Origin of the sequence: Streptomyces physcomitrii (assembly GCF_012273655.1) — a bacterium.
GTDB classification, from domain to species: Bacteria; Actinomycetota; Actinomycetes; order Streptomycetales; family Streptomycetaceae; genus Streptomyces; species Streptomyces physcomitrii.
The window spans coordinates 13,534-39,677 of record NZ_JAAWWP010000024.1 but is presented as its reverse complement, the minus strand read 5'-3'; the positions used below and the strand labels follow the sequence as shown (position 1 = coordinate 39,677).

The following is a 26,144-nucleotide window of genomic DNA, read 5'->3' as shown; positions in this document are numbered from 1 at the left end:
GTACGAGGTGCCTGCTACGAGGTACTTGCTGCGCGTGCCTGCTACGAGGTCGCGGCCGGGCCCGGATCCGGTACGTCCTCCAGGGAGTTGGCGGCCAGGGCGGGGGCCTTCGCCGGAGCGGTCGTCGGGGCGGGGACCGGGGGAGGGGCTTCGGCGGCCTTCCCGGGCTCGGCGGTTTTCACAGACCCGGTGGGCGCGGGCGCTTCGGTGACCCCCGCGTCCCCTGCGGATCCCGCGCCCCCTGCGCCCTCCGTGGTCGAGCGCCGGGTCAGCGTGCGTACCTCGGGGACGAAGAGGACGGCCGCGGTGACCAGGACGACCAGGGCGGCGCAGGCCCACAGCGCGGTGCTCCGCCCGACGGCGCCCTCCACGGGACCCGCGAGGGCGGTGGCCAGCGGCACCATGGCGATGGAGCCGAACCAGTCGTAGGCCGAGACCCGGGAAAACTTCTCCTCCGGGATCTCCTGGTGCAGCGCGGTGATCCAGGCGACGCCGAAGACCTCGATGGCGACCCCGCTCGCGAACATCACCGAGGCGAGGCCCGGTATCGGCAGCGGCACGGCCAGCGCTGCCGAGGGCAGGGCGAGCGGGAAGACGCACAGGGTGCCCGCGAGCAGCAGCCGGCGCGGTTTCCAGCGCATCATCAGGAAGGCGCCGGCGACGGTTCCGGCACCGAAGGCGCCGAGTACCAGGCCCCAGGGACCGGCGCCGCCGAGTTCGTCCCGCGCCACCATCGGCCCGTACACCGCCTCCGCGGCGCCGATGACGGCGACCACCACGGAGAACTGCGCGACGATGCTCCACAGCCAGCTGCGCCCGGTGAACTCCCGCCAGCCGTCGAGCAGATCGCGCAGCATGCCGCCGCCGGGCGGGCGGCGCGGGATGTGGCCGACGTCCAGGAAGGCGCGCAGGGCGCCCGCGAGCGCGAAGGCGGCGGCGTCCACGGCCAGTACCCAGCCGGGGCCGAGGGCGGCGACGAGCGCCCCGCCGAGCGCGGCCCCGCCGATCCCGGCGCCGTGCATCGCCATCCGGTAGAAGGCGAAGGCGCGTCCGGCCTGCTCGCGGGAGACCGAGGACATCAACATGCCCTCGGAGGCCGGGTTGAAGAAGGCCTGCCCGGTGCCGCCGAGTGCGGTGAGCGCCATCATCTGCCAGAGCACCGGTTCCCCGCCGAGCACGAGCACCGCGAAGGCCGCCTGGGAGAGGCAGTTGAGGGCGTTGGCCGCGACCATCACCCGGTGCCGGGGCAGCCGGTCCGCGACCGCGCCGCCGATCAGCAGGAAGAGGACGAGGGGCAGGGTCCGCGCCGCTGCCACCAGCCCCACGTCCCCGCTGTCGCCCCCGGTCTCGATCACCGCGAAGGCGGCGGCGATGAGGGCGCCGTGGCTGCCGAGGTTGGTGATGACGGTCGCGGCGGTCAGCAGCGAGTAGTTGCGGCCCGCCCAGTGGGTAGGCGAGAAGCGGGGGTGGAATCGGCTCACGGGAGGCACTGTCCCCGGTGGACGAGGCTCCCGGCAAACGATTTCCCGTAGGCCCGCCGAGGGGCCGGGAGATCCGCGTACGCTCCCCGCCTCGTGGCGGCAGTACGGGTCCGAGGCGCCGGAACTCCCCTTCCGTGCACGGGAGTTAGGCCCAGACCCGGAAAACGCGACGGCCGGGGGCGGGACCCCTCGTGGTGAGGTGGTCCGCCCCCGGCCGGGCGGGGTCACGGGGACCGGTGGCCGGAACTGAGTGCCCGGATCAGCCCGTCGGGTTGCCGTGCAAGCGGACGGTGCTGAGGATCTTCATGATGGTCTTCTCGGGGATCTCGTCCTTGACACCCTTGGCCCCGTAGAGGTTCCAGGCCACGAAGTTGCCCTTGGAGTTCTTGAAGCCGAAGGTCAGAGCCTTGCCGTCACTGGCGCACTTGCCCGTCTGCGGGGTGTTCGTCGACTCGGCACGGGCGAGCTTGCCCTTGATGCCGGACTTGGTGGTGTAGGACTTCGCCTTCTTGTCGAACTTGATGCTCTTCTTGTCGGGCTGCGTGTACCCGCCGAAGACCCACCACGGGACCTGGTTGACCGCGGCCTCGTTCTCGTCCTTGGCACCGTCGGCGCCCTTGGTGCCGACCGCGCCGAGCGCCGTGGTGTCCTTGGTGCCGTCCTTGTCCTCGTCGGACTCGCACCACTTGGACTTGTAGTAGGCGGGGGCCGACATGGTGATCAGCGGCTTGCCGGTGGTGCTCTTGTCGTCCTCGAAGCCGATCAGGGTGTCCGGGCTCTGCAGCTCCCAGTCCGGCGGGACGTCGAAGGCGGTGCCCCACTTCGGGTTGACCACGACCTGCCAGCCCGCGATGGTCGGCTTGATGGCGTTGCCGCCGCCGCGCGGATTGTCCCCGCCGCCGGTCGGCGTGGACTCGGGCTCCTTGCTGGGCTTGGCCGAGGCCGAGGCGCTGGGCTTGTCCTTGCCCTTGTCGTCCTTGGCCTCGTCGTCCTTGTCGCCGCCGAGGACCAGGAAACCGGTGACACCGGCCGTGACGACCACGGCGGCGGCCGCCACGATCGCGACAATCTTCGTCTGCTTGCCGTTCCCGCCGTTCGGCGGCGGAGGCGGGGAGCCCATCGGTACGGTGGGCGCACTCCAGCCACCCGGCTGCCCGGGCTGTCCCGGCTGCTGGTACTGGTTGCCCTGCTGATATCCCGGCTGCTGATAGGGATTCGGCTGCTGGTAACCCGGCTGCTGGTACGGGTTCTGGTCCTGCGGGTTCTGCTCGCCCCCGGGCGGCTGCTGTCCTGGCCACATGAGCCGTACCTTAGTGGCGCCGGGGACACGATTTGGTCACCGGCCCTTGTCAAGGCTGTACCGGGAGCTTGGCCAAAAGGCGCGAGTCGGGCCTCTCGCCGCAAGCTGCCGGATGTGTTCCGTTCGAGCGCGGCCGTGCCGAACTGCCCGAGCTGAACCGCCCGTGCCGAACTGCCCGGGTCAGGACGTCTTTCCGCCGCCCTCGACGAGTCGGACCGTGGAGAGGATCTTGCGGATCGTGCTGTCCGGAACCTCGTCCTCGACCTCGCTCGCGCCGAAGAAGGCCCAGGAGGTGATCTGGCCGTCGCCGTTCTCGAAGGAGAAGACGGTGGCCTTGCCCTCGCTGTCGCACTTGTCCGTGTCCGGTGCACCGGACGAACTGGCCGTGGCGACCGTCCCCTTGAGGCCGGAAGTAGTGGTGTACTCCTCGGCCGTACCCGCCTTCACCGCCTTGCGGCGGGGCTGGGCGTATCCGCCGTAGACCCACTTCTGCGCGTCGTCGACCGCCGCCTCCCGTGTGCTGCGGGCGCCCTTGTTGCTCCGGGAGCCGGTGGTGGCGAGTGCCGTGTCACTCCGGGTGCCGTCGCGGTCCTCGTCGCTGCTGCACCACTTCTCCTTGAGGAAGGCGGGACCTGCGACGCCGATCAGTGGCTTGAGCTCCGGATCGGACTCGTCTTCGACCCAGCTCACCCAGCTCCGCGCCTTGAGGTTCCACTCGGCCGGTACGTCGAAGGCCATTCCGCGTCCGGTGTCGGCGACGGTCTGCCAGCCCGCGACGGTGGGCTTCAGGCCGCCCTCCTCGCGCGGATTCCCGGTCGGTGAGGCCGAGGCGGAGCCGCTGGGCCCGGGTGCCGCCTCCTTGTCCCCGTTGTCCTCGTCCCCTCCGAGGAACAGGAAGGCGCCGACGGCAGCGGCGGCAACCGCGAGTACGGCGGCGCCCGCCACCATGAGCCGGGTGCTGCCGCGCCCGGACCCGCCGGGGGGCTGTGCGGGCGGCAGGGGCCCGCCCGGCTGCGTCGGCGCGTTCCAGGGAGCGGGGCCCTGCGGTCCGGCCGTCGGGTACGGATGCCCGCCGGGCTGCTGGGGCGGGTTCGGGTACGGAACTCCGGGCTGCTGATAGGGATTCGGTGTCCCCGGCGTCGACTGCTGCGGGTTCTGTCCGCCCCCGGGCGGCTGCTCTCCTGGCCACATGGCTCCGTAGCCTAGATGAGCGGGTCCATGTCCACCTCAGAGGTGTCTCCCGCCGACCGTGTTCTGCCTCACCCGGCGGAATCCCTCCTGGCCAAGTCGTCTTACTGGTGGGTAACCTCGCGTTCATGAGCGATGGAGAGATGTCGATCGGCGAGCTGCTCGCCGCCACGGTGCCGATGGTGCGGACGCTGAACCTGGAGTTCATCGAGACCACGGCGGACAAGGCGGTGCTCGCGCTGCCCGACCAGCCGGACTTCCACAACCATGTGGCCGGGCCGCACGCCGGGGCGATGTTCACGCTGGCCGAGTCCGCGAGCGGGGCGATCGTGCTCACCGCCTTCGGGGAGCAGCTCACCCGGGCCGTGCCGCTGGCCGTCCGGGCGGACATCGCGTACAAGAAGCTGGCGCGGGGCCGGGTCACCGCCACCGCGACGCTGGGGCGGCCCGCCTCCGAGGTGATCGCCGAACTGGACGCGGGCGGGCGGCCCGAGTTCCCCGTGAGCATCGCGATCGCGCGCGAGGACGGCGCCGTCACCGGTGAGATGACCGTCGTCTGGACCCTGCGGCCCAACGGCTGACGGACGGCCGCGGCCCCGGCCGTCGGCAATGCTCGCGGCGGGTCCCCTTCCCTTCTGCCTCCCTCTGTTCCTTCCTCCTTCCTTCCTCACCTCCCTCCTTCCCGGCGCCCCGGCCGGTCCCCGGTGAACCGGTAGGCTTCGCCGGGTGCCCGGCCGCTCGGGGTGAGCCGGCGGCCGAGGCGAGCGGAGCGAGGGAAGGGACCGGACGTGCACGTCCAGGAGTGGCTCGACAGCATTCCCGCGGTGGCGGTGTACGCCCTGGTGGCCGCGGTCATCGGTCTGGAGAGCCTCGGCATCCCGCTGCCGGGCGAGATCGTCCTCGTCTCGGCGGCGCTGCTGTCCTCGCAGCACGGCGGGGTCAACCCGGTCCTGGTGGGCGTCTGCGCCACCGCGGGGGCCGTGATCGGCGACTCCATCGGCTACGCCATCGGACGCAAGGGCGGCCGCCCCCTGCTCGCCTGGCTGGGCCGCAAGTTCCCGAAGCACTTCAGCGAGGGCCATGTCGGCGCCGCCGAGCGGTCCTTCCAGCGGTGGGGGATGTGGGCGGTCTTCTTCGGCAGGTTCGTGGCGCTGCTGCGGATCTTCGCCGGTCCGCTCGCCGGGGTGCTGCGCATGCCGTACTGGAAGTTCTTCGTCGCCAATGTCCTCGGCGGCATCGTCTGGGCGGGCGGCACCACGGCCGTCATCTACTACGTGGGCGTGGTCGCCGAGTCCTGGCTGAAGCGCTTCTCCTATCTCGGGCTCGTGCTGGCCGTCGTCATCGGCCTGGTCTCGTTCCTGGTGGTGAAGCGGCGTACGGCGAAGATGGTGGCCGAGGCCGAGGCGGAGGCCGCGGGGAGTCCGGCCGGGACCGCGGAGAGCACCGCGGTCGCGGCCACCGACTGACGCCGACGGTACGGGGTCCCTCGCCGCTCTCCCGGGGCCTCGGCCCTCCCCGGTCTCAGCCCTCCCCGAAGCTCTCGGGGTGCTCCTTCGCGAGGTCCACGTACACGGCGCCGTTCGCCTTGACGAGTTCGAGTTCCTCCGCGGTGAGGGAGCGCCGTACCTTCGCGGGCACCCCCGCCACCAGCGAGCCCGGCGGGATCTCCATGCCCTGCGGCACCAGAGCCTGGGCGGCGACGAGTGAACCGGCGCCGATCACCGCCCCGTTGAGCACCGTGGCGCCCATGCCGACGAGGCAGTCGTCGCCGATGGTGCAGCCGTGCAGGACGGCGTTGTGGCCCACCGTGACGCCCGCGCCGACGCGTACCGGGAAGCCGGGGTCGGCGTGCACGGTGCAGTTGTCCTGGATGTTGCTGCCCTCGCCGATCTCGATGGGGCCGCCGTCGCCGCGCAGCACCGCGTGGTACCAGGCGCTCGCGCCCGCGTGCAGGGTCACCTCGCCGAGCACCACCGCGGTGGCCGCGGTGAACGCCGTCTCGTGCACCCGCGGTTCCTTGCCGCCGATCGCCGCGATCAACGCCGTGTGCTCCACTGCCGCCTCCTCGTGCCGGAACCGCCGGACGGCGGTCACCGAACCGTAGCGAGGGCCGCCGCGGGCGGGAGCGGTTGGGGTGAAGATCACAGGGTGCCGGAAGGTGGGGGTCCGAGGTGCGTGAGTACGGTGGGCGCGTGACGAAGAGCAAGAACGTGTTCTCGTCCCTGGCCGGCCGGCGGCGCGACCTCGGTCAGCGTGCCGTGCACACGGTCTGGGACTGGGTCCGGCGGACCGGTGCGGTGACCGCGGAGCACCCGGGGCGGCTGCGGTTCGGCGCCATCGGTACCGGCACCCGGCTGGCCTTCCCGCTCGGCACGGTCTTCGGCGAGCCGTGGATCCACCTCGGCGACCACTGCATCATCGGCGAGCAGGTCACGCTGACCGCCGGGATGATGCCCGATCTGGACCTCGGCCCCGAGCCCATCCTGCGGATCGGCAACGGCGTCGTCCTCGGCCGCGGCAGCCATCTCATCGCCGACACCTCCGTCACCATCGGCGCGGACTGCTACTTCGGCCCCTATGTGTACGTGACGTCCACCAACCATTCGTACGACGATCCGCACGAGCCCATCGGCAAGCAGTGGCCGCGGATGGACCCGGTGGAGATCGGTCCCGGCTGCTGGATCGGTACGGGCGCGGTGATCCTGCCGGGGGTGCGGCTCGGGCGCAATGTGGTGGTGGCCGCCGGCGCCGTGGTGCGCGGTGAGGTGCCCGCGCACTCGGTGGTCGCCGGGGCCCCGGCCCGGGTCGTGCGCCGCTGGGACCCGGAGTCGGGCTGGCAGCCGCCGCTGCGTACGCCGCCGCCGGTGCCCATCCCGGAGGGCGTGACCCCCGAGCAGCTGCGGGCCCTGGAGGACGTGACCCCGGAGCAGCTGCTCGACCTGGAGTCCCTGCCGCAGGCGCCGGGCGGACCCGGAGCCGGGGACCTGCCCTCGGAGCACTGAGCCCTTCGGGGCCGGGATCAGCCGGTGGCGAGGAGGACCGTGCCGAGGAGGGCGAGTCCGGCGCCCGCGGTCTGGACCCACTTCAGGCGTTCGCCGAGGACGCCGCGGGCGGCGAGCGCGGTGACCACCGGGTAGAGCGAGGCGAGGACGGCGGCCACGGTGACGGGGCCGCGCTGGGCGGCCAGCGCGTAGGTGCCGTTGGCGGCGACATCGGCCAGGCCGACGAAGGCCAGCGCGCCGAGCGAGCCCCGGATCGCGGTCCAGCCGCCGTCCTCGGGCAGGGCCGGTGCGCCGCGCCGCACGGTGAGCCACAGGGCCGCGCCGCCGGTGGCCACATTGGTGATCCGCTGTACGAACAGGGCGAGGAAGAGTCCGGTGAGCGTGCTGGAGGCCTCGGCGATCAGGGCCATCACCGCGCCGAAGCCGACGGCGGCGAGCAGCGTCAGCCCGATGGCCTGGCGCTGCACCGGGGCGCCCCGCAACTGCGGCCCCCCGGCGAGCAGTACGCCCGCCACCGCGACCCCGATGCCCGCGCACTGCAGCAGCCCGGGGCGCTCGCCGAGGAGCAGCCCGATGCCGACCGGGACGGCCACGCCCACCGAGCCCAGCGGGGAGACCACGCCCATCGGCCCGAGGGCGAGCGCCCGGTAGAAGGCCAGCATCGCGACCGGGCCGACCACGCCCGCGGCGACCGCGTACCAGAGGGCACCGTCCGCCTCCCGCGGGCCGCCGGTGGCGAGCACCAGGGCGCCGAGGACCACCACGGCCAGGGTCTGGGAGACCACGACCACGGTGAGGGCGGGTATCCGCCGGGTGAGCAGCCCGCCGCCGAAGTCGGCGAAGCCCCACAGGGCGCTCGTCGCCAGGGCCAGGAGTGCTGTCATGGGGACCTCGCCGTACAGTGTGGTGGACCTTCGGGTGCACCACATCGTAGTTCAACAAACTGAACTGCGTCATCCAGAATATTGGACGGTACGTGTCGGACCTCGACCAGCTCACCCAGTCCCTGGCCCGCAACCTCAAGCGCTGGCGCACGGAGCGCGGCTACACCCTCGACGCGCTCGCCGCGCGGTCCGGGGTCAGCCGCGGCATGATCATCCAGATCGAGCAGGCCCGCACCAATCCGAGCGTGGGCACCACCGTGAAGCTCGCCGACGCCCTCGGCATCAGCATCACCACGCTCCTCGACTACGAGCAGGGCCCGCAGGTACGGGTCGTGCCCGAGGAGCAGGCGGTGCGGATGTGGACGACCGAGGCGGGCAGCCAGGCGGTGCTGCTCGTCGGCACCGAGAAGCGCGGCCCGCTCGAACTCTGGTCCTGGCGCCTGATGCCCGGCGAGGGCAGCGAGTCCGACCCGCACCCCCGCGGCACCGTCGAGATGCTGCACGTACGCTCCGGGGTGCTCACCCTCCTCGTGGACGGCGCCCGGCACCAGGTCCCGGCGGGCGCCTCGGCCAGCTTCGAGTCGGGGGTGCCGCACGGCTACCGCAACGAGGGCGAGGAGCCCATGGAGATGACGCTCACCGTCTCGGTGCCGCCCGCGGGTTGAGCGGACCGGCGGGGTCAGGGGCGTTGCGGGGCGGTCAGCCCGCGGCGCCGATCTCGATGGCCGGGCAGCGGTCCATCACCATGTCCAGGCCCGCGGCCGTGGTGCGCGCGTACGCCTCCTCGTCCACCACGCCCAGCTGGAACCAGACCGCTCGCGCCCCGGCGGCCACCGCCTCGTCGGCCACCGCACCGGCGAGCGCGCTGTTGACGAAGACATCGACGACATCGACCGGGAAGGGCACCTCGGCGAGGGAGGCGTAGCCCCGCTCGCCGTGCACCGTCTCCGCCTTGGGATGCACGGGCACGATCCGCTTCCCGTAGCGCTGCAGGACGCGGGCCACCCCGTAGGCGGCGCGCTCGGAGTTGGCGGACAGGCCCACCACGGCCCAGGTGTCCCCGGTCTCGTCCAGGATCCGCCGGACCGTCTCCTTGTCGCCGTACATGCGCGCTCTCCCGTCCTCGGCTGCCCGGTGCGGCCCTGCCGCCTCTCCTGGGCACAACCTCCGGGCGGGTCCCGGGATTCCCGCCGCCCGGCTCCCGCCCGGCCCCGGCACGGTAGCCGCAACCCGGCCGCATACCCTGGCCGGATGCCGGACGAGTACCGCACCGTGGCCGCGGCCGGAGTGCACGAGACCGAGGTCAACCGCTCGCGCTTCCGGTGCGCCCTCGCGCCCGCGGCGACCGAGCGGGAGGCCCAGGACTTCGTCGCCGGGATCCGGGCCCGGCACCCGGACGCCGGCCACCACTGCTTCGCGTACGTGATCGGCGCCGACGCCTCGGTCCAGAAGGCGAGCGACGACGGCGAACCGGGCGGCACCGCCGGGGTGCCCATGCTCCAGATGCTGCTGCGCCGGGACCTGCGGTACGTGGTCGCCGTCGTCACCCGCTACTACGGCGGCGTCAAACTCGGCGCGGGCGGTCTGATCCGCGCCTACGGCGGCGCGGTCGGCGAGGCGATCGACGCGCTCGGCACCCGCACCCGGCGCCGGTTCCGGATCGCCACCGTCACCGTGGACCACCAGCGCGCGGGCAAGCTGGAGAACGAACTGCGGGCCACCGGACGCCAGGTGCGCGAGGTGCGCTACGCCGAGTCGGTGGCCCTGGAGATCGGCCTGCCGGACGCCGAGGTGGACGCCTTCCGCGCCTGGCTGGCCGACGCCACCGCGGGCACCGCCGCGCTCGAACTCGGCGGCGAGGCGTACGGGGACTGAGGGCAACCAAGACCGGGCGCAACGGGGACTGGGCGCTCCCGGGGCTGGGCGCTCCGGGCGCCGCCCGCACGCGGGAGGTGCCAGAGAGCGCTTGCTTTGAGTCAAGGGGCGGCGGCGGGCGCGCCCGTCCGCCGTGGCCGGAGGGGCGCGCGGGGCGGCCGTGACCGCTGCGGTTCGGGCGCGGCGCCGGGGGCCGGTCTCACCGGCCGTACGCAGGCCGGAAGGCGCCCGTACGGCCCGTTTCCGGGGTGAGGGATTTCCGGCCTGATTTATCCGCGATTTGCCGCAGCGCATCTGGCCGAGAGTGACCTGGCTCGGTCAACTCCCGCTATGCCACAGTGCTCTGCAGTCGGTTTGTGTGCCCCGCGAAACTGTCGGCGGGGTGCATTTACGGGGCAACCCGGTAATCCTTCGCGAGGCGAAAGGACGTCGCCTCCGCCGCGAGGACGCGCGGCAGCGGAGGAGAAACCGGCTGGGCGAGAGATCCGGTGGGGGGAATTCATCCAGTGGATCGCGGAAGAACCCTGCGGTGCCGCGATCCAGAAACCTGCGTGCACAGGGAGCAGCCGCGAGATGACGGAACTCGGTGAAACCGCGATACAGGTTCAGGTCACCGCTCTACTGGAGGAACTGGAGCAGCACCGCGTCTACGGGAACGACTACTTCGCGTTCCTGGCGAACACGCCGTGGACGGACCGCACCTTCGACGTGCACCGCGCCAACTTCTTCCACCGGACCGAGGGCACGGTCAAGGGGATCGCCTATGTCTGCGCCCAGGCGGCGGCCCACGACGACCGCGACACCCTGGTGCTGTTCTCCCACATCCTCAACGAGGAGACCGGGGACGGCGTGGCCGAGCACTGCCACGAGATCCTGATGGAGAACGCCCACAACCTGCACGGCCGCGTCGAGTTCGGCCTGGAGCCGCTGCTCGTCCGCGAGGCGCGCGACAGCGAGCTGCTCATCCCCGAGACCATGGCCTACCGCGAGCGCACCCTGGAGCTCCTGAGCGGCAACTACCACCGGATGCTGGGTGTGGCGACGGCCCTGGAGTCGCACGCCGACCCCATGCTGCAGATCTGCCGCGCCGCCTTCCGCGCCAGCCGCAAGGGCCTCGGCGAGGACGAGTTCGTGAAGCGCGTCCAGATCTACTTCGACGTCCACGTCGGCGACGAGGGCGTCGAGGAGCGGCACGCCGCCGACGCGAAGCGGTGCGTGGTGAACAACTGCCGTACCGAGGCGGACGTCGCGGAGGTCGCCTACGGCGCGAGGGAGACCCTGAACATCCAACTCGACATGTGGAACGCCATGTACAAGGCCGTGGCCGCGAGTTGATCTCTCCGAGCGGTGAATCGAGAGGCGAGGTGAATCCCGTCGACGTGCGAAAGAACCGCGGTATCTCCGATGCCGTCCTGAGTATTCCGGAATCGGCGACCCACGGCACCGCCGCGAAACTCGCGGCGCTCAACCGCGGACTCGCCGAGGAGGAACAGGTCATCGATCTCAGTATCGGTGCCCTTGATCTGCCGGCCGACCCGCGTATCGACCGCGGGGTCATCGAGTTCATCAGAACGCAACCCGACACGATCCACGCCTTCGCACCGATCCGGGGATTTCCGTTCCTGCGGGAATCCGTCTCCGCACGGGTCGAGCGCCTCCACAAAATCACCTACGACCCGGACACGGAAATCCTGGTCACCCCCGGTGGGGTGAAAGGCTCGATATCCGCGGCCTTTCACGCGCTGCTCGATCCGGGGGACGAAGTGGTCCTCCCGGTTCCCAACTGGCCCCACTACTCCGACATGGTGCGGCTGCACGAGGCCGTCGCGAGAACCGTCCCGGTGACGGCCCGGGAGGGCCTGACCGCGCCGGCCCTGCGGGCGGCACTCTCCGAGCGGACCAAGCTGGTTCTGCTCGGCGACTGCATCAACCCGACCGGCAAGGTCTACTCGACCGCCGAACTCACCGCGCTGGCCGCGGTCCTCGCCGAGCACAACCTGCGGCGCGAGGCCCGGGACGAGAGCCCGGCGTACGTCCTGTTCGACTCCCCGTACGAGGCGCACATCCTGGGGGAGCGGGCCAGGACCTTCGCCGCCCTCGACGTCCCGCGCGCAGATGGTGGCAGCCTCTCCATGCGGCCGTGGACCGTGGCCGTCACCGGACCGGGCAAGACCTACGGCATGCACGGCGACCGGATCGGCTACCTCTGCGGCCCCGCCGACATCGTGGACGCCTGCGCACGCGCCCAGGTCAACCTCACCTCGTTCGCCTCCACCTACGGCCAGGTCGCGACGCACCTCGCGCTCCAGCCGGAGATGGACGAGGTGGCGACCGACCGGGCGAGGGCCGCGCGCGGCAACCTGGAGGCCATGCTCGAACAGCTGCGTGCCGTCCCCGAGTTGGCGGTCGAGGTCCCGCAGGGCGGCTACTTCCTCTTCGTCGACTTCTCGGCCTACCAGGAGGCCTACCGCAAGCGCGGCCACGAGAGTGCCGACGCCTTCCTGCTCTCCGCGGCGAGGGTCGCCACCATCTGCGGCGACCACTTCGGAGAGGAGGAGTACCTGCGCCACTATGTCCGGATCAACTGCGGCCGTACCGGCGCGCTGCTGACCGAGGCGGGCCGGCGGATCAGGCACGCTCTGCGCGACCTGGAATCCTGACCGCGACTACACGGACGAGCAGACGCCGGAGGGCGACCGGAGTGGAGCAGGACATCACCGACCGCAGCAGACGCACACTCCGCCGCCCGCAGGGGGCGGGCGGCGGGCGCCGGGCCACACGCGGGCGCTCGCCGCTGCCGCCCCTGACCTATGTCCCGCTCGGGGAGCGCCCCTTCCGCCGCTTCCCCCAACTGCTCCTGGGGCTCGCCCTCTACGGGTTCAGCCTCTCGGCCATGGTGCGCTCCTCGCTGGGCGTGAACCCCTGGAGCGTGCTCTACGAGGGGCTGGAGCGGCACACCCCGCTGAGCTTCGGCATGATCAGCGCGCTCCTCGGCGTACTCGTGCTGCTGCTGTGGATCCCGCTCAAGCAGAAGCCCACGCTGGGGACCTTCGCCAACATCCTGGTCGTCGGCTCCTCCTCGGACCTCGGGCTCTGGCTCATCCCCGCCGACCTCGGAGCCGTCGAGCGGGTCGGGCTGCTCCTCGGGTGCGTCGTGCTCAACGGCCTGTCCATCGCCGTCTACGTCGGCGCGCGCTTCGGGCCGGGCCCCCGGGACGGTCTGATGACCGGCATGTCCGCGGTGACCAAGCGCTCCATCGGCCTGGTGCGCACCCTGATCGAGCTCACCGTGCTCGCCGTCGGCTGGACCCTCGGCGGGAGCGTGGGCGTGGGCACGGTGGCGTACGCCCTGCTGGTCGGGCCGGTCACCCAGTTCTTCCTGCCCTGGTTCGCCTACCGGAGAGACTCCGGGCGCGAGGCGGCGGCCCCCGGCCCGGCCGCGGCCTGAGCGGGGACCGCGTTGTCGGACCCGGCCGTTAGTCTCGGGGCCCATGAGGTTGCTGCACACGTCGGACTGGCACCTGGGCCGGTCGTTCCATCGCGTGAACATGCTCGGCGCCCAGGAGGAGTTCATCGACCACCTGGTCGAGGTGGTCCGCGCGCGGGAGGTGGACGCCGTCCTGGTGGCGGGTGACGTCTACGACCGGGCGGTCCCGCCGCTGGCCGCCGTGGAGTTGTTCGACCAGGCCCTGCACCGGCTCGCCGCGCTGGACGTGCCCACCCTGATGATCTCCGGCAACCACGACTCGGCCCGCCGCCTCGGCGTCGCCGCCGGACTCATCGGCCGCGCAGGCATCCACCTGCGCACCGACCCCGCCTCCTGCGAGGTGCCCGTGGTCCTCTCCGACGCGCACGGCGAGGTCGCCTGCTACGGACTTCCCTATCTGGAACCGGCCCTGGTGAAGGCCGAGTTCGGCGCCGAGGGCACCAGCCACGAGGCGGTCCTCGGCAAGGCCATGGACCGGGTCCGCGCGGACCTCGCCGGACGCCCGCCGGGCACCCGCTCGGTCGTCCTCGCGCACGCCTTCGTCACCGGCGGGCAGGCCAGCGAGAGCGAGCGCGACATCACCGTGGGCGGGGTCGCCTCCGTCCCCGCCGCGGTCTTCGACGGCGTGGACTACGTGGCCCTCGGGCATCTGCACGGCAGCCAGGTGCTCGGCGAGCGGGTGCGCTACTCCGGCTCCCCGCTCGCCTACTCCTTCTCCGAGGCCCGGCACCGCAAGGGCATGTGGCTCGTCGACCTCGGCGCGGACGGCGCGCTGACCGCCGAGCAGCTGGACACCCCCGTACCCCGCCCGCTCGCCAGGATCAGCGGCACCCTGGCGGAACTCCTCGCCGACCCCGCGCTCACCGGGTACGAGGACCACTGGATCGAGGCGACCCTGACCGACGCCGCGCGCCCCGCCGAGCCGATGGCCCGCCTGCTCGCGCGCTTCCCGCACACCCTGACCCTGGTCTTCGCCCCCGAACGCACCGAGGGCGCACCGGAGATCTCGTACGCCCGCCGGCTGCGCGACCGCAGCGACCAGCAGATCGCCGAGGACTTCGTCGCCCATGTGCGCGGCAGCGCCGCCGACGCGGCGGAGGCGGCGGTGCTGCGGCAGGCGATCGACGAGGTGCGCGCCGCCGACGCCGCCCGGGAGGTGGTCCGGTGAGGCTGCACCGGCTGCGGCTCACGGCCTTCGGGCCCTTCGGCGCCGCCCAGGACATCGACTTCGAGAACCTCTCCGCGGCCGGACTCTTCCTGCTGCACGGCCCCACCGGCGCGGGCAAGACCTCGGTCCTGGACGCCGTCTGCTACGCGCTCTACGGGGCGGTCCCCGGCGCCCGGCAGAACGGCCAGGGCCTCTCGCTGCGCAGCGACCACGCGGACGGGGGGCAACGGACCACGGTCTGCCTGGAGTTCACCGTCGCCGGACGCCGTCTGGAGGTCACCCGGCAGCCGCCCTGGGAGCGGCCGAAGAAGAAGGGCAGCGGCACCACCGTCGAGAAGGCGGCCACCGGGCTGAGGGAGTTCGACGGCACCGAGTGGAAGGCGCTCAGCCGCTCCCACCAGGAGACCGGCGAGGAGATCGGCCAGCTGCTCGGCATGAGCCGCGAGCAGTTCTGCCAGGTCGTGCTCCTGCCGCAGGGCGACTTCGCCCGGTTCCTGCGCGCCGACGCCGAGGCCCGGGGCAGGCTCCTCGGCCGCCTCTTCGACACCGGCCGCTTCGCCGCCGTCGAGCAGTGGCTCGCCGAGCGCCGCCGGGAGGCCGAGGCGGCGGTCCGCGAGGGCGACGCCGAACTCCTCGCCGAGGCGCACCGGATGCAGCAGGCCGCGGGCCCGGCCGCAGAGACCCCGCTGCCGGATCTCGCGCCGGGCGAGCCGGGCCTCGCCGCCGCCGTCCTCACCTGGGCCGCGCTCGCCCGCTGCGCCGCCCGCGAGCGGCTGACCGTGGCCCGCACCGCCCGCGGCACCGCCGAGACCGCCCGCGCCGAGACCCAGGAGCGACTGGACCGCACCCGCGAACTGGCCCGGGCGCAGGAGCGCGCCGCCACCGCGCGCGCGGCGGCCGAGCGGCTCGCCGAGCGGGCCGGGGAGCACCGCGTGGCCGAGGAGCGCATGGCCCGGGCGCGCAAGGCCGAGCGGGTCGCCCCCGTCCTCGCCCTGCGGGAGAGCACCGAGGCCGAACACCGGGGCGCCACCGAGGCCGAGCGGCGCGCCCGGGCGGCCCTGCCCGCGCGGTACGCCGAGGCGGGGGCGAGCGCCCTCGGCGCGGCCGCGCGCACCGCGGCCGGGGAGCTGGGCGCCCTGGAATCGGCCCGCCGCGCGGAGCACCGCAAGGCCGAACTCGGCCGCGAGCGGGGGGAACTCGACCAGCAGGAGCAGGCCGACGCCGACTCCCTGGACGAGGCGGGGGAGTGGCTCGCGGACTGGCCCGAGCGCCGGGAGGCACTGCGCGCCCGGGTCGAGGAGTGCCAGGAGGCGCTGACCCGCGCCGAACATCTCGCGGCCCGACTCGCCCCCGCCCGCGCCCGCCTGGACGCCGCCCGGCGGCGCGCGGACCTCACCGAGCAGACCGCCACCGCCGAAACCGCCCTGACCGGGGCCCGGGAGAGCGCGGCCGAGGCGCACGAGCGGTGGCTCTCCCTCAAGGAGCGCCGCCTCCAGCACTTCGCCGCCGAACTCGCCGCCGCGCTGCGCCCCGGCGAGCCCTGCGCGGTCTGCGGCTCCCCGGACCACCCGGCACCGGCCCGCAAGTCCGAGGGGCATGTGGACCGGCAGGCGGAGGAGGCCGCCTTCGAGCGCCACCGCCGGGCCGAGGAGCGGCGGGCCCGGGCCGAGGCCTCGCTCTCGGCGCTGCGCGAGTCCCTCGCCGCGGCCACCGCGGAGGCCACCGGTGCCCCGCTGGGCCTGCTGGACGAGGAGTACGAAGAACTGCTGCGCGAGCACGGCCGGGCCAGAGACCTCGCCTCCGAGCTGCATCCCGCGCGCGAGGCCCTCGGCCACGCGGAGGCCGAGCACGAGCGCAGGCTCGGCCGCCGCCAGCAGGCCGCCGAGCGCGCCGCCTCCCGCGCCTCCCTGCGCGACGCGCTCGCCCGCGAGGAGACCGCCCTGGACCGCGAGCTGGCCCAGGTGCGCGGCGAGGGCTCGGTGGACGCCCGCGCCCGCGAACTGGACCGGCTCCGGGAGCAGTTGGAGCAGGCGGCGGAGGCGGCCCGGCTCGCCGCCGACACCGCGGTGCGCCTCAAGTCCGCCGACGCCCGCCTCGCCGACGAGTCCTTTCGCGCCGGGTTCGACACCCCCCGGGCCGCCGCGGAAGCCCTCCTGGACGACCAAGCCCACCGGACACTCCAGCACCGGCTCGACGCCTGGCAGCGGGAGGAGGCCGAGGTCCGCTCCGTACTCGCCGATCCGGTCCTGGAGCGGGCCGCGGCCCAGCCGCCCGCCCCGGTGGCGGCGGACGAGGAGGCGGCGCGCGCCGCGGCCGGTGCGCTGCAGCGGGTCTCCTCCGCGACCGACGCGGCCGAGGCCCGCTGCCGGGAGCTCGACCGGCTCTCCCGCCGGGCCGCCGCCGGGGTACGCCGCGGGGGACCGCTGCGCGAGGAGTACGACCGGGTGGCCCGCCTCGCCACGCTCGCCGCCGGGACCTCCGCGGAGAACGAGCGCCGGATGCGCCTGGAGTCGTACGTCCTCGCGGGGCGGCTCGAACAGGTCGCGGCGGCCGCGAGCCGGCGGCTGACCCGGATGTCCTCGGGCCGCTACACCCTGGTGCACTCCGACGACCGCAGCGGGCGCGGGCGTTCGGGGCTCGGGCTGCATGTCGTGGACGCCTGGACCGGCCGGGCCCGCGACACCGCCACCCTCTCCGGCGGCGAGACCTTCTTCGCCTCCCTCGCCCTCGCGCTCGGCCTCGCCGATGTGGTCACCGAGGAGGCGGGCGGCGTCCGCTTGGACACCCTCTTCATCGACGAGGGCTTCGGCAGCCTCGACGAGGGGACCCTCGACGAGGTCATGGACGTCCTGGACTCGCTGCGCGAGCGGGACCGCAGCGTCGGCATCGTCAGCCATGTCGCCGACCTGCGGCGCCGGGTGCACACCCAGCTGGAGGTGGTGAAGGGGCGTACCGGATCCTCGGTCCGGCTGCGCAGCGAGCCGGGGTGAGCGGCCCCGGCCGCCCGGGCGGAGGGCAACCCGCCCGGGCGGAGGGCTACAGGCGCGCCAGCTCCTCGACCAGATCGTCCAGTCCGAGCGAGCCCTGGGAGAGCGCGGCCATGTGCCAGGAGCGGGCGTCGAAGGCGGCGCCGTGCCGGGCCCGCGCCCGGTCCCGGCCGGTGAGCCAGGCGCGTTCGCCGAGCTTGTAGCCGATGGCCTGGCCCGGCATGGAGAGATAGCGGGTCAGCTCGCTCTCCACGAAGTCGGCCGGGCGGCTGCTGTGCGCGCCGAAGAACTCCTGCGCCAGCGCGGGCGTCCAGCGCTCACCGGGCGCGAAGGGCGAGTCCCCGGGGATGCGCAGCCCCAGGTGCATGCCGATGTCGATGACGACCCGTACGGCACGCATCATCTGCGCGTCGAGGTAGCCGAGCCGGTGCTCCGGGTCGCCGAGGAAGCCCAGTTCGTCCATCAGCCGCTCCGCGTAGAGCGCCCAGCCCTCCAGATTGGCGCTCACCCCGCCGACGCTCGCCTGGTAGCGGGAGAGTTCGCCCGCCACATGGGTCCACTGGGCCAGTTGCAGATGATGTCCCGGCACGCCCTCGTGGTACCAGGTCGACACCAGGTCGTAGACGGGGAAGCGGGTCTGCCCCAGGGTGGGCAGCCAGGTGCGGCCCGGGCGGGAGAAGTCCTCGGAGGGCGCGGTGTAGTAGGGCGCGGCGGCGCTGCCGGGCGGGGCGAGCCGGGACTCCACCCGCCGTACCCGGGGCGCGAGCGCGAAGTGGGTGCCGTCGAGGGCCTCGATGGCCTCGTCCATCAGCCCCTGCAGCCACTCCCGGACCGCCTCCTCGCCCTCGATGTGCCGGCCGTGCCGGTCCAGGTGCGCGAGGGCCGCCCAGGGCGTGCGCGCGCCGGGCAGGACCTTCTCCGCCTCGGTGCGCATCTCGCCGAGCAGCCGGTGGAATTCGGACCAGCCGTACGCGTAGGCCTCGTCGAGATCGGTGTCGGTGCCGTTGAAGTAGCGCACCCAGCGGGCGTAGCGCTCCCGGCCGACGGTGTCGGGGGCACCGGCGACACCGGGCGCGTAGACGTCCCGGATCCAGTCGTGCAGGGCGCCGACGGCCGCGGTCGCGGTGCGGGAGGCGTCGTCCAGCTCCGCGCGCAGGGCGTCGGGACCGGCGGCGGCGAACTCCTCGAACCAGCCCCTGCCGTCCGCCCCGCGGGCCCACTCGGCGAGCTGGCCGAGGAAGGTGGCGGTGGCGCGGGGTCCGCCGGGCAGCCCGCGTTCCAGGCCGAGGGCGAGCGAGGCGCGGTACCCGGCCAGCGCCTCGGGCACCGCGCGCAGCCGCTCCGCGAGGGCCGCCCACTCCTCCTCGGTCCCGGCCGGGGTGAGGGTGAAGACCTGCCGGACGGTGTGCGCCGGGGAGTGCAGATTGCTCACCGCGCGCAGCCCCTCCTGCGCCTCGTGCACGGCGAGTTCGGCGCCGAGCCGCTCGCGCAGCAGCCGGGCGCAGCGCCGCTCCACACCGCGGTCCGCCCCCGCGCCGCGCTCCGCCGCGTCGAGCCGGACGAGGGTCCGGCGGGCGAGCGCGGCCACCTCCTCCTGGCCCTCGGGCGAGTAGTCGGGCAGCGCCGAGGAGCTCTCGGCGACGCCGAGATACGTACCGGTGGCCGGATCGAGGGCGACGAGCTCGTCGACGTAGGCGTCGGCGACCTCGCGGGGCAGCGGGGGGAGCGTCGTGTCGGACATGCCGCCATCCTCGTACGGGGCGGCGGCCGCGTCACGGCGAAACGGCGCGGGCGGCGCCCGCTCAGCGGGGCGGCAGCAGCGGCCCGCACTCCCACTGCTGGAAGATCAGCCGGGTCTCCACCCGGGCGACCTCGCGGTGCGCGGTGAACTCGTCCAGGACCAGGCGCTGCAGATCGGCGGCGTCGGTTACCGCCACATGCACCAGGTAGTCGTCCGGACCGGTCAGGTGGAACACCGAGCGCGCCTCCGGCAGGGCCCGCACCCGCTCCACGAAGGGGCCCACCAACTCCCGTCGGTGCGGCCGGACTTGGACCGCGAGCAGGGCCTGGAGCCCGCGCCCGAGGCGCGCCGGGTCGAGGCGGAGCCGGTGCCCGAGGATCACCCCGCTGCGGCGCAGCCGGGCCACCCGGTCCAGACAGGTCGAGGGGGCCACGCCGACCTCGGCCGAGAGCTCCCGGTAGGTGAGCCGGGCGTCGTTCTGCAGGAGCCGCAGAATATGCAGATCAACCGGGTCCAGTACGACGGAGTCAACCATCGGCCGAACGTAGCACGGGATTTCTCCGCAGCCTCCCGGCAGCTGTTCAGGCTGGAGCCCATGGACTTCCGTCTCGATGCCATGGACGCCGCTCCCCTACCCCGGGCGCTGGCCACCGAAGCCGTGCACGCCGGCCGCGAGGACCTCGCCGGACTCGGACTGCACGCCCCGCCGCTCGACCTGTCCACCACCTACCCCTCCTACGACAGCCGCGGGGAGGCCGCCCGGATCGACGCCTTCGCCGCCGAGGGCGCCGAGCCGGACGGGCCGCCGGTCTACGCCCGGCTCGGCAACCCGACCGTCAGCCGCTTCGAGAAGGCGCTCGCCACCCTGGAGGGCACCGAGTCGGCCGTCGCCTTCGCCAGCGGCATGGCCGCGCTGACCGCGGTGCTGCTCGCCCGGCTCGGCGACGGACTGCGGCATGTGGTCGCCGTACGCCCGCTGTACGGGTGCAGCGACCACCTGCTGACCGCCGGGGCGCTCGGCTCCGAGGTGACCTGGGTGGACCCGGCGGGCATCGCCGACGCCATCCGGCCCGAGACCGGTCTGATCATGATCGAGTCGCCCGCCAACCCGACCCTCGCCGAACTCGACGTGCGCGCCATCGCGCACAGCTGCGGCTCGGTGCCGCTCCTGGTCGACAACACCTTCGCCACCCCGGTGCTCCAGCGTCCGGTGGAGAGCGGGGCCCGGCTCGTCCTGCACAGCGCGACCAAGTACCTCGGCGGCCACGGCGATGTGCTCGGCGGCGTCGTCGCCTGCGACGAGGCCTTCGCCCGCAAGCTGCGCCAGGTGCGCTTCGCCACCGGCGGGGTGCTGCACCCCTTCGCGGGCTATCTGCTGCTGCGCGGACTGGCCACCCTGCCGGTCCGGGTGAAGGCGGCCTCGGCCACCGCCGCCCAGCTCGCCGAGCGGCTCGCCGCCGACCCGCGGGTCTCCCGGGTCCACTACCCGCGGATCGGCGGCGGCATGGTCGCCTTCGAGGTGACCGGCGAACCGCACGAACTCATCGCCGCAGTACGGCTGATCACCCCCGCGGTCAGCCTCGGCAGCGTCGACACCCTCATCCAGCACCCGGCCTCGATCAGCCACCGCATCGTGGACGCGGGCGACCGCAGGTCCGCCGGGGTGAGCGACAAACTGCTCCGCCTCTCGGTCGGCCTGGAGGACGTGGAGGACCTCTGGCAGGACCTGGACCAGGCCCTCGGGCCGGTCCGCACCAGCGGTCGCGAGGGGCGGACGACGGCGGTCGCGGAGGCGTAGGGGAGCGGCAGGGGCGTAGGGGAGCGTCCGGCTGATCGGGGCCGGACGCCCCCCGGGCCCTGTGCCCGGGTCCGGGTTCAGTTTCCGGCGGTGACCTCGGCGGGTTCCTCGCCCGCCGGGGCCGCCTCCGCCCGGACCAGCCCCGCTGCCGTGCTCGCGTCGAGGCGGGCGGTGATCACGAGGGTGCCCTCCTCGACCTGGTAGTCCAGGGGGAGGCCGAGTCCGCGCATGGCGGCGACCATTCCGGTGTTGGCGGACTGCGTGATCACGTAGACGTGCGCGCAGCCCGCCTCGGCGGCCATCGCCACCAGTCTGCCAAGGAGTTCGGCTCCGATGCCCCGGCGCTGCCACTCGTCCTCGACGATCAGCGCGATCTCGGTCTCGTCGCCGTCCCAGAGCAGGTGCCCGAGCGCGACGATGCGGCCCGAGGCGGTCTGCGCGGCCAGGGTCCGGCCGAAGCGGGGGCTCAGCAGGTGGCGCAGATAGCGGTCCGCGTCGCCGACCGGGCCGTGGTAGCGCAGCGAGAGGGTGCGTGCCGAGCAGCGCTCGTGCATGGCCTTCGCGGCGTCCAGGTCGGCGGTGTCGGCGCGGCGCACGGTGACGGAGCCGCGCGCCAGGTCCACCACGTCCTCCTGGTCGGGCAGCCGGCGGCCGAGGCGGGCGTCCAGTGCGACCAGGGCGCGGGCCCGGGCGAACTCGGTCGGGGTGAACGGCAGATAGGGCCGCTCCACGGTCAGGGCGCTGCCCTGCGCGCTCGCCAGCCGCATCACGGTGCCGTCGAACGTGTCCTCGACGGCCCCGTCCTCGGGCTTCGCGGGCACCGAGCGGATGGTGCACCGGCCGAGCAACTGGCGCAGGGCCAGCGGGAGTTCGGCCGAGTCGAGGGCGGTACGGGTGGCCAGGGCGAGGATGCGGGTGGGCGCGTCCACGAGGTCGTGGGTGTCGGCCAGCTCCATCCAGGTGTCGCGGCCACCCGCCTCGGCGACGGCCGCGGTGAGCGTGCCGGACTCCAGCTCGGCCGGGACGCGCAGCAGGAACTCGTCGACCGTGCCCTCGGCGAGCGGGTGGGTCCCCAGGCTGAGGATGTCCACCCGGAGCCCGGCCAGTGCCGAGCAGAGCGAGGCCAGCGCCCCCGGGGTGTCCCGTACCGTCGTCCGCATGCGCCAGAGCGTGCTCGGGGCGGGGGAGTCCGCGGACTCGGGCGCCCGGTCCCGCTCGGCGGTGCCGGACCGCCCGGTCTCGCGCTCCGGGGAGGCGGACCGGGCGCCGGTATCGCTTCTCGGCGGGGCGTGTTCCTGGCGGCGTGTCCACCAGGAGCGGACCACGCTGAGCGCGGGGCGGGTCCGGGTGGCGGGGGTCTCGCGGTTCACATCGGACATGTCCTGAGTCATGCATTCCACTGTGCCGGAGGGGTGTTGCGTGACCACGAACGTATTGTGTCTGATGAGTAAAGGGCGACTCCGCCGTTTTTGTCGCGCTTTTACTCCTGATCGGGAACATGCAGGTCGCAAGCGGACAGATTCTTCCGGCGTACGAAGGTGTCTCGCGGCGCCCCTCGGGGCCCGGCGGCTGAGCCGGGCCCGCGCCCCTCTCCCGCCCCGCCGGTCCTACTGTCCCACCCGGCCCGGCTGGAGCACCTTGGTGTAGAGCACCCGGCCCTCCTCGCGCAGCCGGACCGTCAACTCCCCGCTCCCGCCGTCGATATCGACCTCGCCGTAGTTCTGCGGCATGTCCAGCGGTGAGGTGTTGGCCGCCGCCGGTGCCTTGAGGAAGTGCTGCACCGGGCCGAAGGTCGGATCGAGGGCGGCCGCCGGGTAGCCGCCCGCCGCGAGCGGCCCGGAGACGAACTCCCAGAAGGGGGCGAAGTCCTGGAAGGCCGCCCGCTCCGGAACGTACTGCTGGGCCGAGGTGTAGTGCACGTCCGCCGTCAGCCACAGGGTGCCGGTGATCCGGCGGTGCTTGATGAAGCGCAGCAGTTCCGCGAGCTGGAGTTCGCGGCCGAGGGGTGCGCCCGGGTCGCCCTGGGCCGCCCCGTCGAAGTCGGTCTTCCCGTCGGTGACCACGAGACCCAGCGGCATATCGGCGGCGATCACCTTCCACACGGCGCGCGAACGCGCCAGTTCCCGTTTCAGCCAGGCCAGTTGCTCGGCGCCGAGGATGCCCGTGCGGTCCTCGGGCTGGCGGCCGGGCGAGTTGGCGTTGCGGTAGGTGCGCATGTCGAGCACGAAGACGTCGAGCAGCGGCCCGTGCCGCACCACGCGCTGGATCCGGCCGTGGCCGCCGTCCGGCCTCAGGGTGGAGACCGGGTGGTACTCGCCGAAGGCGCGCAGCGAGCGCGCGGAGAGGACCCGGGTGTCCTTCTCGGTGTAGCGGTCGTCGTCCAGGATCTCGCCCGGGGACCAGTTGTTGTGCACCTCGTGGTCGTCCCACTGGGCGATCACGGGGACCTCCGCGGAGAAGGCGCGTACGTGCCGGTCGAGCCGGTTGTACCGCTGTGCCCCGCGGAACTCGGCGAGGGTCTCGGCCACCTTCGCCTTCTCCTCGGTGACCAGATTGCGCCAGGTCCGGCCGTCGGGGAGCCGTACCAGGGGTTCGATCGGGCCGTCGGCGTAGATGGTGTCGCCGCTGCACAGGAAGAAGTCGGGCGAGCGGCGGCGCATGTCCGCGAAGACGGTCCAGCCGTCGCGGTCCGGGTTGATGCCCCAGCCCTGGCCCGCGATGTCCGCCGACCAGACGAAGCGCACCCCTTCGCGGCGCCGCAGCGGCGCGGTACGGAAGCTGCCGGTGATCGGCTCGCCGGTGCGGCGCGGGTCGTCCGGGTCGGCGAGGCGCACCCGGTAGTGGATCCGCTCGCCCGCGGGCAGCCCGGCCAGGCGCGTCGTCCCGGTGAAGTCGGTGCCCGGGCCGAGGAGGGGCCCCGGGTGGCGCACCGCGTCGCGGAAGGACTCGGTGGCCGCGGTCTCCACCAGCATCCGGGCGGGCCGGTCCGCGCGTACCCAGACCAGACCGGAGTGCGCGCTCACATCCCCGCTCTGCACACCCCAGGGCGCGGCGGGCCGCCCGGACCGGGCGAAGGCCGGGGCCCCGGCGGCGAGCCCGGGCAGCGCCAGCGCGGCGGGGACGGCGAGCGAACCGCGCAGCACACTGCGGCGGCCGGGAAGCGGAAGCGGCGAACGCGATGTCATGGGCAGGACCTCCAGAAGTGAGCGCCCGCCGTCGTCCACGACGCACGCCCCCTCCTCCTTCCCGGCGACCGGCACTCCCCGAACCTCGGTCGGACGACCGGTCCGTTGCCCGTACGGGACCTGCGGAGGAGGCCGAGCGGAGGAGCCGCGCCCCGGCCCGGGACCGAGGCGCCCGACCCCGGGCACCTCCTAGGCTCCCGATCCGGGCCGCGGCCACCGGAGGCTCCCGGCCGGGCCGTCTCCGGCGGAGCACCGGCGGCCGGAGGAGAGGACACCGCACATGCCCCTGGACGCACGGAGTCACCTGCGCCTCGCCCGCCCGAGCCGCGACCTCGCCGCCGCCGAACGCTTCTGGACCCGGGGCCTCGGCCTCGCCGTCCAGTACCGCGCCGAGGGCCGGGAGCCCGGCGAGCACGAGCTGCTGATGCTCGGCTGGCCGGACGCCGACTGGCACCTGGAACTCGGCCGCGACCCGGCCCACCCGGTCCTCCCGCGCCCGACCGAGGAGGACCTGCTCGTCCTGTACGTCGACGGGGAGGTGCCGGGCGAGACCGTACGGGGCCTTGAGGAGAACGGCGGCCGGGTCGTCGCCTCGCCGAATCCGTACTGGAACACCTGGGGCGTGACGGTGGAGGACCCGGACGGCTATCGGCTGGTGCTGTGCCGGCGGGGGTGGCGGAACGGGTGAGCGGGCGGCGGCGCGGGCGGTCAGCCGGGGTGGCGCTGTGCTGAGGTGTCCTGCTCGGTCGAGGCGTCCTGCTGGGTGGGGACGGGCGGCGGCTGCGGGACCGGTGCCGGTGCGGCCGGAGGCGCGGTGAGGCGCCGCACCTGGGGCGAGAGCAGGGCCGCCGCGCAGGCCAGGACCATGGCGGCGGCGCAGCCCGCGAGCGCGGCCCGGGTGCCCACCGCCCCGGCGACCGGACCGGCGAGGAGCAGCCCGAGCGGGGCGAAGGCCAGCGAACCGAAGAGGTCGTAGGAGCTGACCCGGGACAGCGCCGCCTCCGGGACCCGCTGCTGCAAGGTGGTCGACCACAGGACGGCGAACACATCGCCGGTGACCCCGCAGGCGAACATGGCGCAGGCGCTCGTCCACAGCGGGGCGCCCATGCTCAGCAGGACCAGCGGCAGCGCGTACGGAAAGGTCGCGAGCACGGCGACGAGCAGGGGGCGGCGCACCCGCAGCCGCGCGGCCGCACCCGCTCCCGCGACGGTGCCCACGGCCTGCGCGGCGACCAGCAGGGACCAGGCCCGGGCGCCGCCCGCGTGCTCCTCGGCGGTGAGCGGGCCGAGGACGCCCAGGTAGGCGTTGAGCGCGGCCACCACGACGGTGAACTGGGCGACCACCACCCACAGCCACTGCCGCCCGGCGAACTCCCGCCAACCCTCCCGCAGGTCCGCCCAGCCCGAAGTCCCCCTCGCCGGTGGGCCCTTGGTACCGAGGGCCGCGGTGAGCAGGGCGCTCACCAGGAAGGAGGCCGCGTTCAGGGCGAGGGCCCAGCCCGCCCCGACGAGGGCGACGGTGACGCCGGAGAGCGCGAGGCCGAGGACGAGGGAGGTGTTGGTGGCCATCCGCAGGGTGCCGTTGGCCTGCTGGAGGCGTTCGCGCGGGACGACCTGGACGACGATGCCCTCCATGGCCGGTGCGAAGAGCGCGGTCGCCGTCCCGGCCGCGACCGCGAGGGCGCAGAGGGCGGACAGCGGCGCGCGCCCGGCGAGCACGAGCACGGCGAGCGCGGTGTAGGCGGCGGCACCGGCCACGTCCGCGAGCACCATCAGCCGCGCCCGCGACATCCGATCCGCGAGGACACCCCCGAAGAGTACGAAGACCAGTTGCGGCAGCGCCTGGCAGGCCAGGACCAGGGAGAGGGCACCGGGCCCGGTCCCCGGCAGCCCGAGGACGGCGAAGGCCAGCGCCACCCGCGCGAAGCCGTTGCCGAGCACCGAGACGGCCCGGGCGAGGACGAGCAGGAGGAAGGGCCGCTGCCGCAGCAGCGAACCCGAGAGGGGAGGCATGGGCGCCCACTGTAGGCACCGGGCGGCAGGTCCGG

The 26,144-nt window shown here is 73.8% G+C and carries 23 protein-coding genes; 12 read left to right on the top strand and 11 right to left on the bottom strand.

All coding sequences use genetic code 11. The annotated features are described in order from the left end of the window. Positions 1–41: 41 nt before the first annotated feature. From HFV08_RS27560 to HFV08_RS27550, 3 genes are all read right to left on the bottom strand, one after another. Entirely contained in the window at positions 42–1,481 is a 1,440-nt protein-coding gene (locus tag HFV08_RS27560) for an MFS transporter (RefSeq protein WP_312885851.1), read from the bottom strand. A gap of 259 nt (positions 1,482–1,740) precedes the next feature. After that, positions 1,741–2,781, bottom strand: coding sequence for a DUF8017 domain-containing protein (locus tag HFV08_RS27555; protein ID WP_168543171.1), 1,041 nt, complete (start codon positions 2,779–2,781; stop codon positions 1,741–1,743). A 180-nt stretch (positions 2,782–2,961) separates the two neighbouring features. After that, a complete protein-coding gene (locus tag HFV08_RS27550) occupies positions 2,962–3,729 on the bottom strand; it encodes a DUF8017 domain-containing protein (RefSeq protein WP_312885850.1) in 768 nt (255 codons plus the stop codon). A gap of 383 nt (positions 3,730–4,112) precedes the next feature. Here HFV08_RS27550 and HFV08_RS27545 point away from each other — a divergent pair, with 383 nt between their 5' ends. Next, positions 4,113–4,550, top strand: a complete 438-nt coding sequence (locus HFV08_RS27545) for a DUF4442 domain-containing protein (RefSeq protein ID WP_040255214.1) — start codon at positions 4,113–4,115, stop codon at positions 4,548–4,550. 207 nt (positions 4,551–4,757) lie between these two features. Continuing rightward, positions 4,758–5,435 (top strand): DedA family protein, encoded by a 678-nt coding sequence (locus HFV08_RS27540; protein ID WP_168543169.1) that lies wholly within the window; start codon positions 4,758–4,760, stop codon positions 5,433–5,435. 55 nt (positions 5,436–5,490) lie between these two features. On the opposite strand, the gene HFV08_RS27535 is transcribed toward HFV08_RS27540, so the two are convergent. Continuing rightward, entirely contained in the window at positions 5,491–6,024 is a 534-nt protein-coding gene (locus HFV08_RS27535; protein WP_168543168.1) for a gamma carbonic anhydrase family protein, read from the bottom strand. Positions 6,025–6,161: 137 nt separating this feature from the next. Between HFV08_RS27535 and HFV08_RS27530 the strand changes: the two genes are divergently transcribed. Then, on the top strand, positions 6,162–6,971 hold the full coding sequence (locus tag HFV08_RS27530) for an acyltransferase (RefSeq protein ID WP_168543167.1): 810 nt from the start codon (positions 6,162–6,164) through the stop codon (positions 6,969–6,971). Positions 6,972–6,988: 17 nt separating this feature from the next. Here HFV08_RS27530 and HFV08_RS27525 read toward each other — a convergent pair whose 3' ends face one another. Next, positions 6,989–7,855 carry a DMT family transporter gene (locus HFV08_RS27525; RefSeq protein WP_168543166.1) on the bottom strand — a complete coding sequence of 289 codons (867 nt, stop codon included), beginning with the start codon at positions 7,853–7,855 and terminating at the stop codon, positions 6,989–6,991. A 92-nt stretch (positions 7,856–7,947) separates the two neighbouring features. Between HFV08_RS27525 and HFV08_RS27520 the strand changes: the two genes are divergently transcribed. Next, positions 7,948–8,520: a helix-turn-helix domain-containing protein gene (locus tag HFV08_RS27520; RefSeq protein ID WP_040255217.1), complete on the top strand. Its 573-nt coding sequence runs from the start codon at positions 7,948–7,950 to the stop codon at positions 8,518–8,520. Between the two features lie 34 nt (positions 8,521–8,554). Here the strand turns inward: HFV08_RS27520 and HFV08_RS27515 are convergent, their stop codons facing one another. Next, positions 8,555–8,962 (bottom strand): CoA-binding protein, encoded by a 408-nt coding sequence (locus HFV08_RS27515; protein WP_168543165.1) that lies wholly within the window; start codon positions 8,960–8,962, stop codon positions 8,555–8,557. A gap of 144 nt (positions 8,963–9,106) precedes the next feature. Between HFV08_RS27515 and HFV08_RS27510 the strand changes: the two genes are divergently transcribed. The 6 genes from HFV08_RS27510 (at position 9,107) to HFV08_RS27485 (ending at position 17,375) form a co-directional block, all read left to right on the top strand. Further along, positions 9,107–9,730, top strand: a complete 624-nt coding sequence (locus HFV08_RS27510) for a YigZ family protein (protein WP_168543164.1) — start codon at positions 9,107–9,109, stop codon at positions 9,728–9,730. A gap of 573 nt (positions 9,731–10,303) precedes the next feature. Beyond that, positions 10,304–11,065, top strand: a complete 762-nt coding sequence (locus HFV08_RS27505) for an iron-containing redox enzyme family protein (protein WP_168543163.1) — start codon at positions 10,304–10,306, stop codon at positions 11,063–11,065. 44 nt (positions 11,066–11,109) lie between these two features. Next, entirely contained in the window at positions 11,110–12,390 is a 1,281-nt protein-coding gene (locus tag HFV08_RS27500; protein WP_168543162.1) for a pyridoxal phosphate-dependent aminotransferase, read from the top strand. A 41-nt stretch (positions 12,391–12,431) separates the two neighbouring features. Further along, on the top strand, positions 12,432–13,178 hold the full coding sequence (yczE, locus tag HFV08_RS27495; RefSeq protein WP_312885849.1) for a membrane protein YczE: 747 nt from the start codon (positions 12,432–12,434) through the stop codon (positions 13,176–13,178). Positions 13,179–13,221: 43 nt separating this feature from the next. Further along, the gene (locus tag HFV08_RS27490; RefSeq protein WP_168543161.1) at positions 13,222–14,385 is read left to right on the top strand and encodes an exonuclease SbcCD subunit D; all 1,164 of its coding nucleotides are present in this window, start codon (positions 13,222–13,224) and stop codon (positions 14,383–14,385) included. Further along, positions 14,382–17,375: an AAA family ATPase gene (locus HFV08_RS27485; protein WP_168543160.1), complete on the top strand. Its 2,994-nt coding sequence runs from the start codon at positions 14,382–14,384 to the stop codon at positions 17,373–17,375. The genes HFV08_RS27490 and HFV08_RS27485 overlap by 4 nt, the downstream gene beginning before the upstream one ends. 46 nt (positions 17,376–17,421) lie before the next feature. On the opposite strand, the gene HFV08_RS27480 is transcribed toward HFV08_RS27485, so the two are convergent. Further along, entirely contained in the window at positions 17,422–19,113 is a 1,692-nt protein-coding gene (locus HFV08_RS27480) for a DUF885 domain-containing protein (RefSeq protein WP_168543159.1), read from the bottom strand. A gap of 61 nt (positions 19,114–19,174) precedes the next feature. After that, positions 19,175–19,648, bottom strand: coding sequence for an Lrp/AsnC family transcriptional regulator (locus HFV08_RS27475; RefSeq protein WP_168543158.1), 474 nt, complete (start codon positions 19,646–19,648; stop codon positions 19,175–19,177). 60 nt (positions 19,649–19,708) lie between these two features. On the opposite strand from HFV08_RS27475, the gene HFV08_RS27470 reads away from it, so the two are divergent. Continuing rightward, positions 19,709–20,911, top strand: coding sequence for a trans-sulfuration enzyme family protein (locus tag HFV08_RS27470; RefSeq protein ID WP_168543157.1), 1,203 nt, complete (start codon positions 19,709–19,711; stop codon positions 20,909–20,911). A 77-nt stretch (positions 20,912–20,988) separates the two neighbouring features. On the opposite strand, the gene HFV08_RS27465 is transcribed toward HFV08_RS27470, so the two are convergent. Next, positions 20,989–22,302, bottom strand: a complete 1,314-nt coding sequence (locus HFV08_RS27465) for a GNAT family N-acetyltransferase (RefSeq protein ID WP_246342125.1) — start codon at positions 22,300–22,302, stop codon at positions 20,989–20,991. A 216-nt stretch (positions 22,303–22,518) separates the two neighbouring features. After that, the gene (locus HFV08_RS27460; protein WP_168543156.1) at positions 22,519–24,096 is read right to left on the bottom strand and encodes an alkaline phosphatase D family protein; all 1,578 of its coding nucleotides are present in this window, start codon (positions 24,094–24,096) and stop codon (positions 22,519–22,521) included. A gap of 280 nt (positions 24,097–24,376) precedes the next feature. On the opposite strand from HFV08_RS27460, the gene HFV08_RS27455 reads away from it, so the two are divergent. After that, positions 24,377–24,784, top strand: a complete 408-nt coding sequence (locus tag HFV08_RS27455) for a VOC family protein (protein ID WP_168543155.1) — start codon at positions 24,377–24,379, stop codon at positions 24,782–24,784. Between the two features lie 20 nt (positions 24,785–24,804). On the opposite strand, the gene HFV08_RS27450 is transcribed toward HFV08_RS27455, so the two are convergent. Next, positions 24,805–26,109 carry an MFS transporter gene (locus tag HFV08_RS27450; RefSeq protein WP_168543154.1) on the bottom strand — a complete coding sequence of 435 codons (1,305 nt, stop codon included), beginning with the start codon at positions 26,107–26,109 and terminating at the stop codon, positions 24,805–24,807. Positions 26,110–26,144 lie beyond the last annotated feature (35 nt).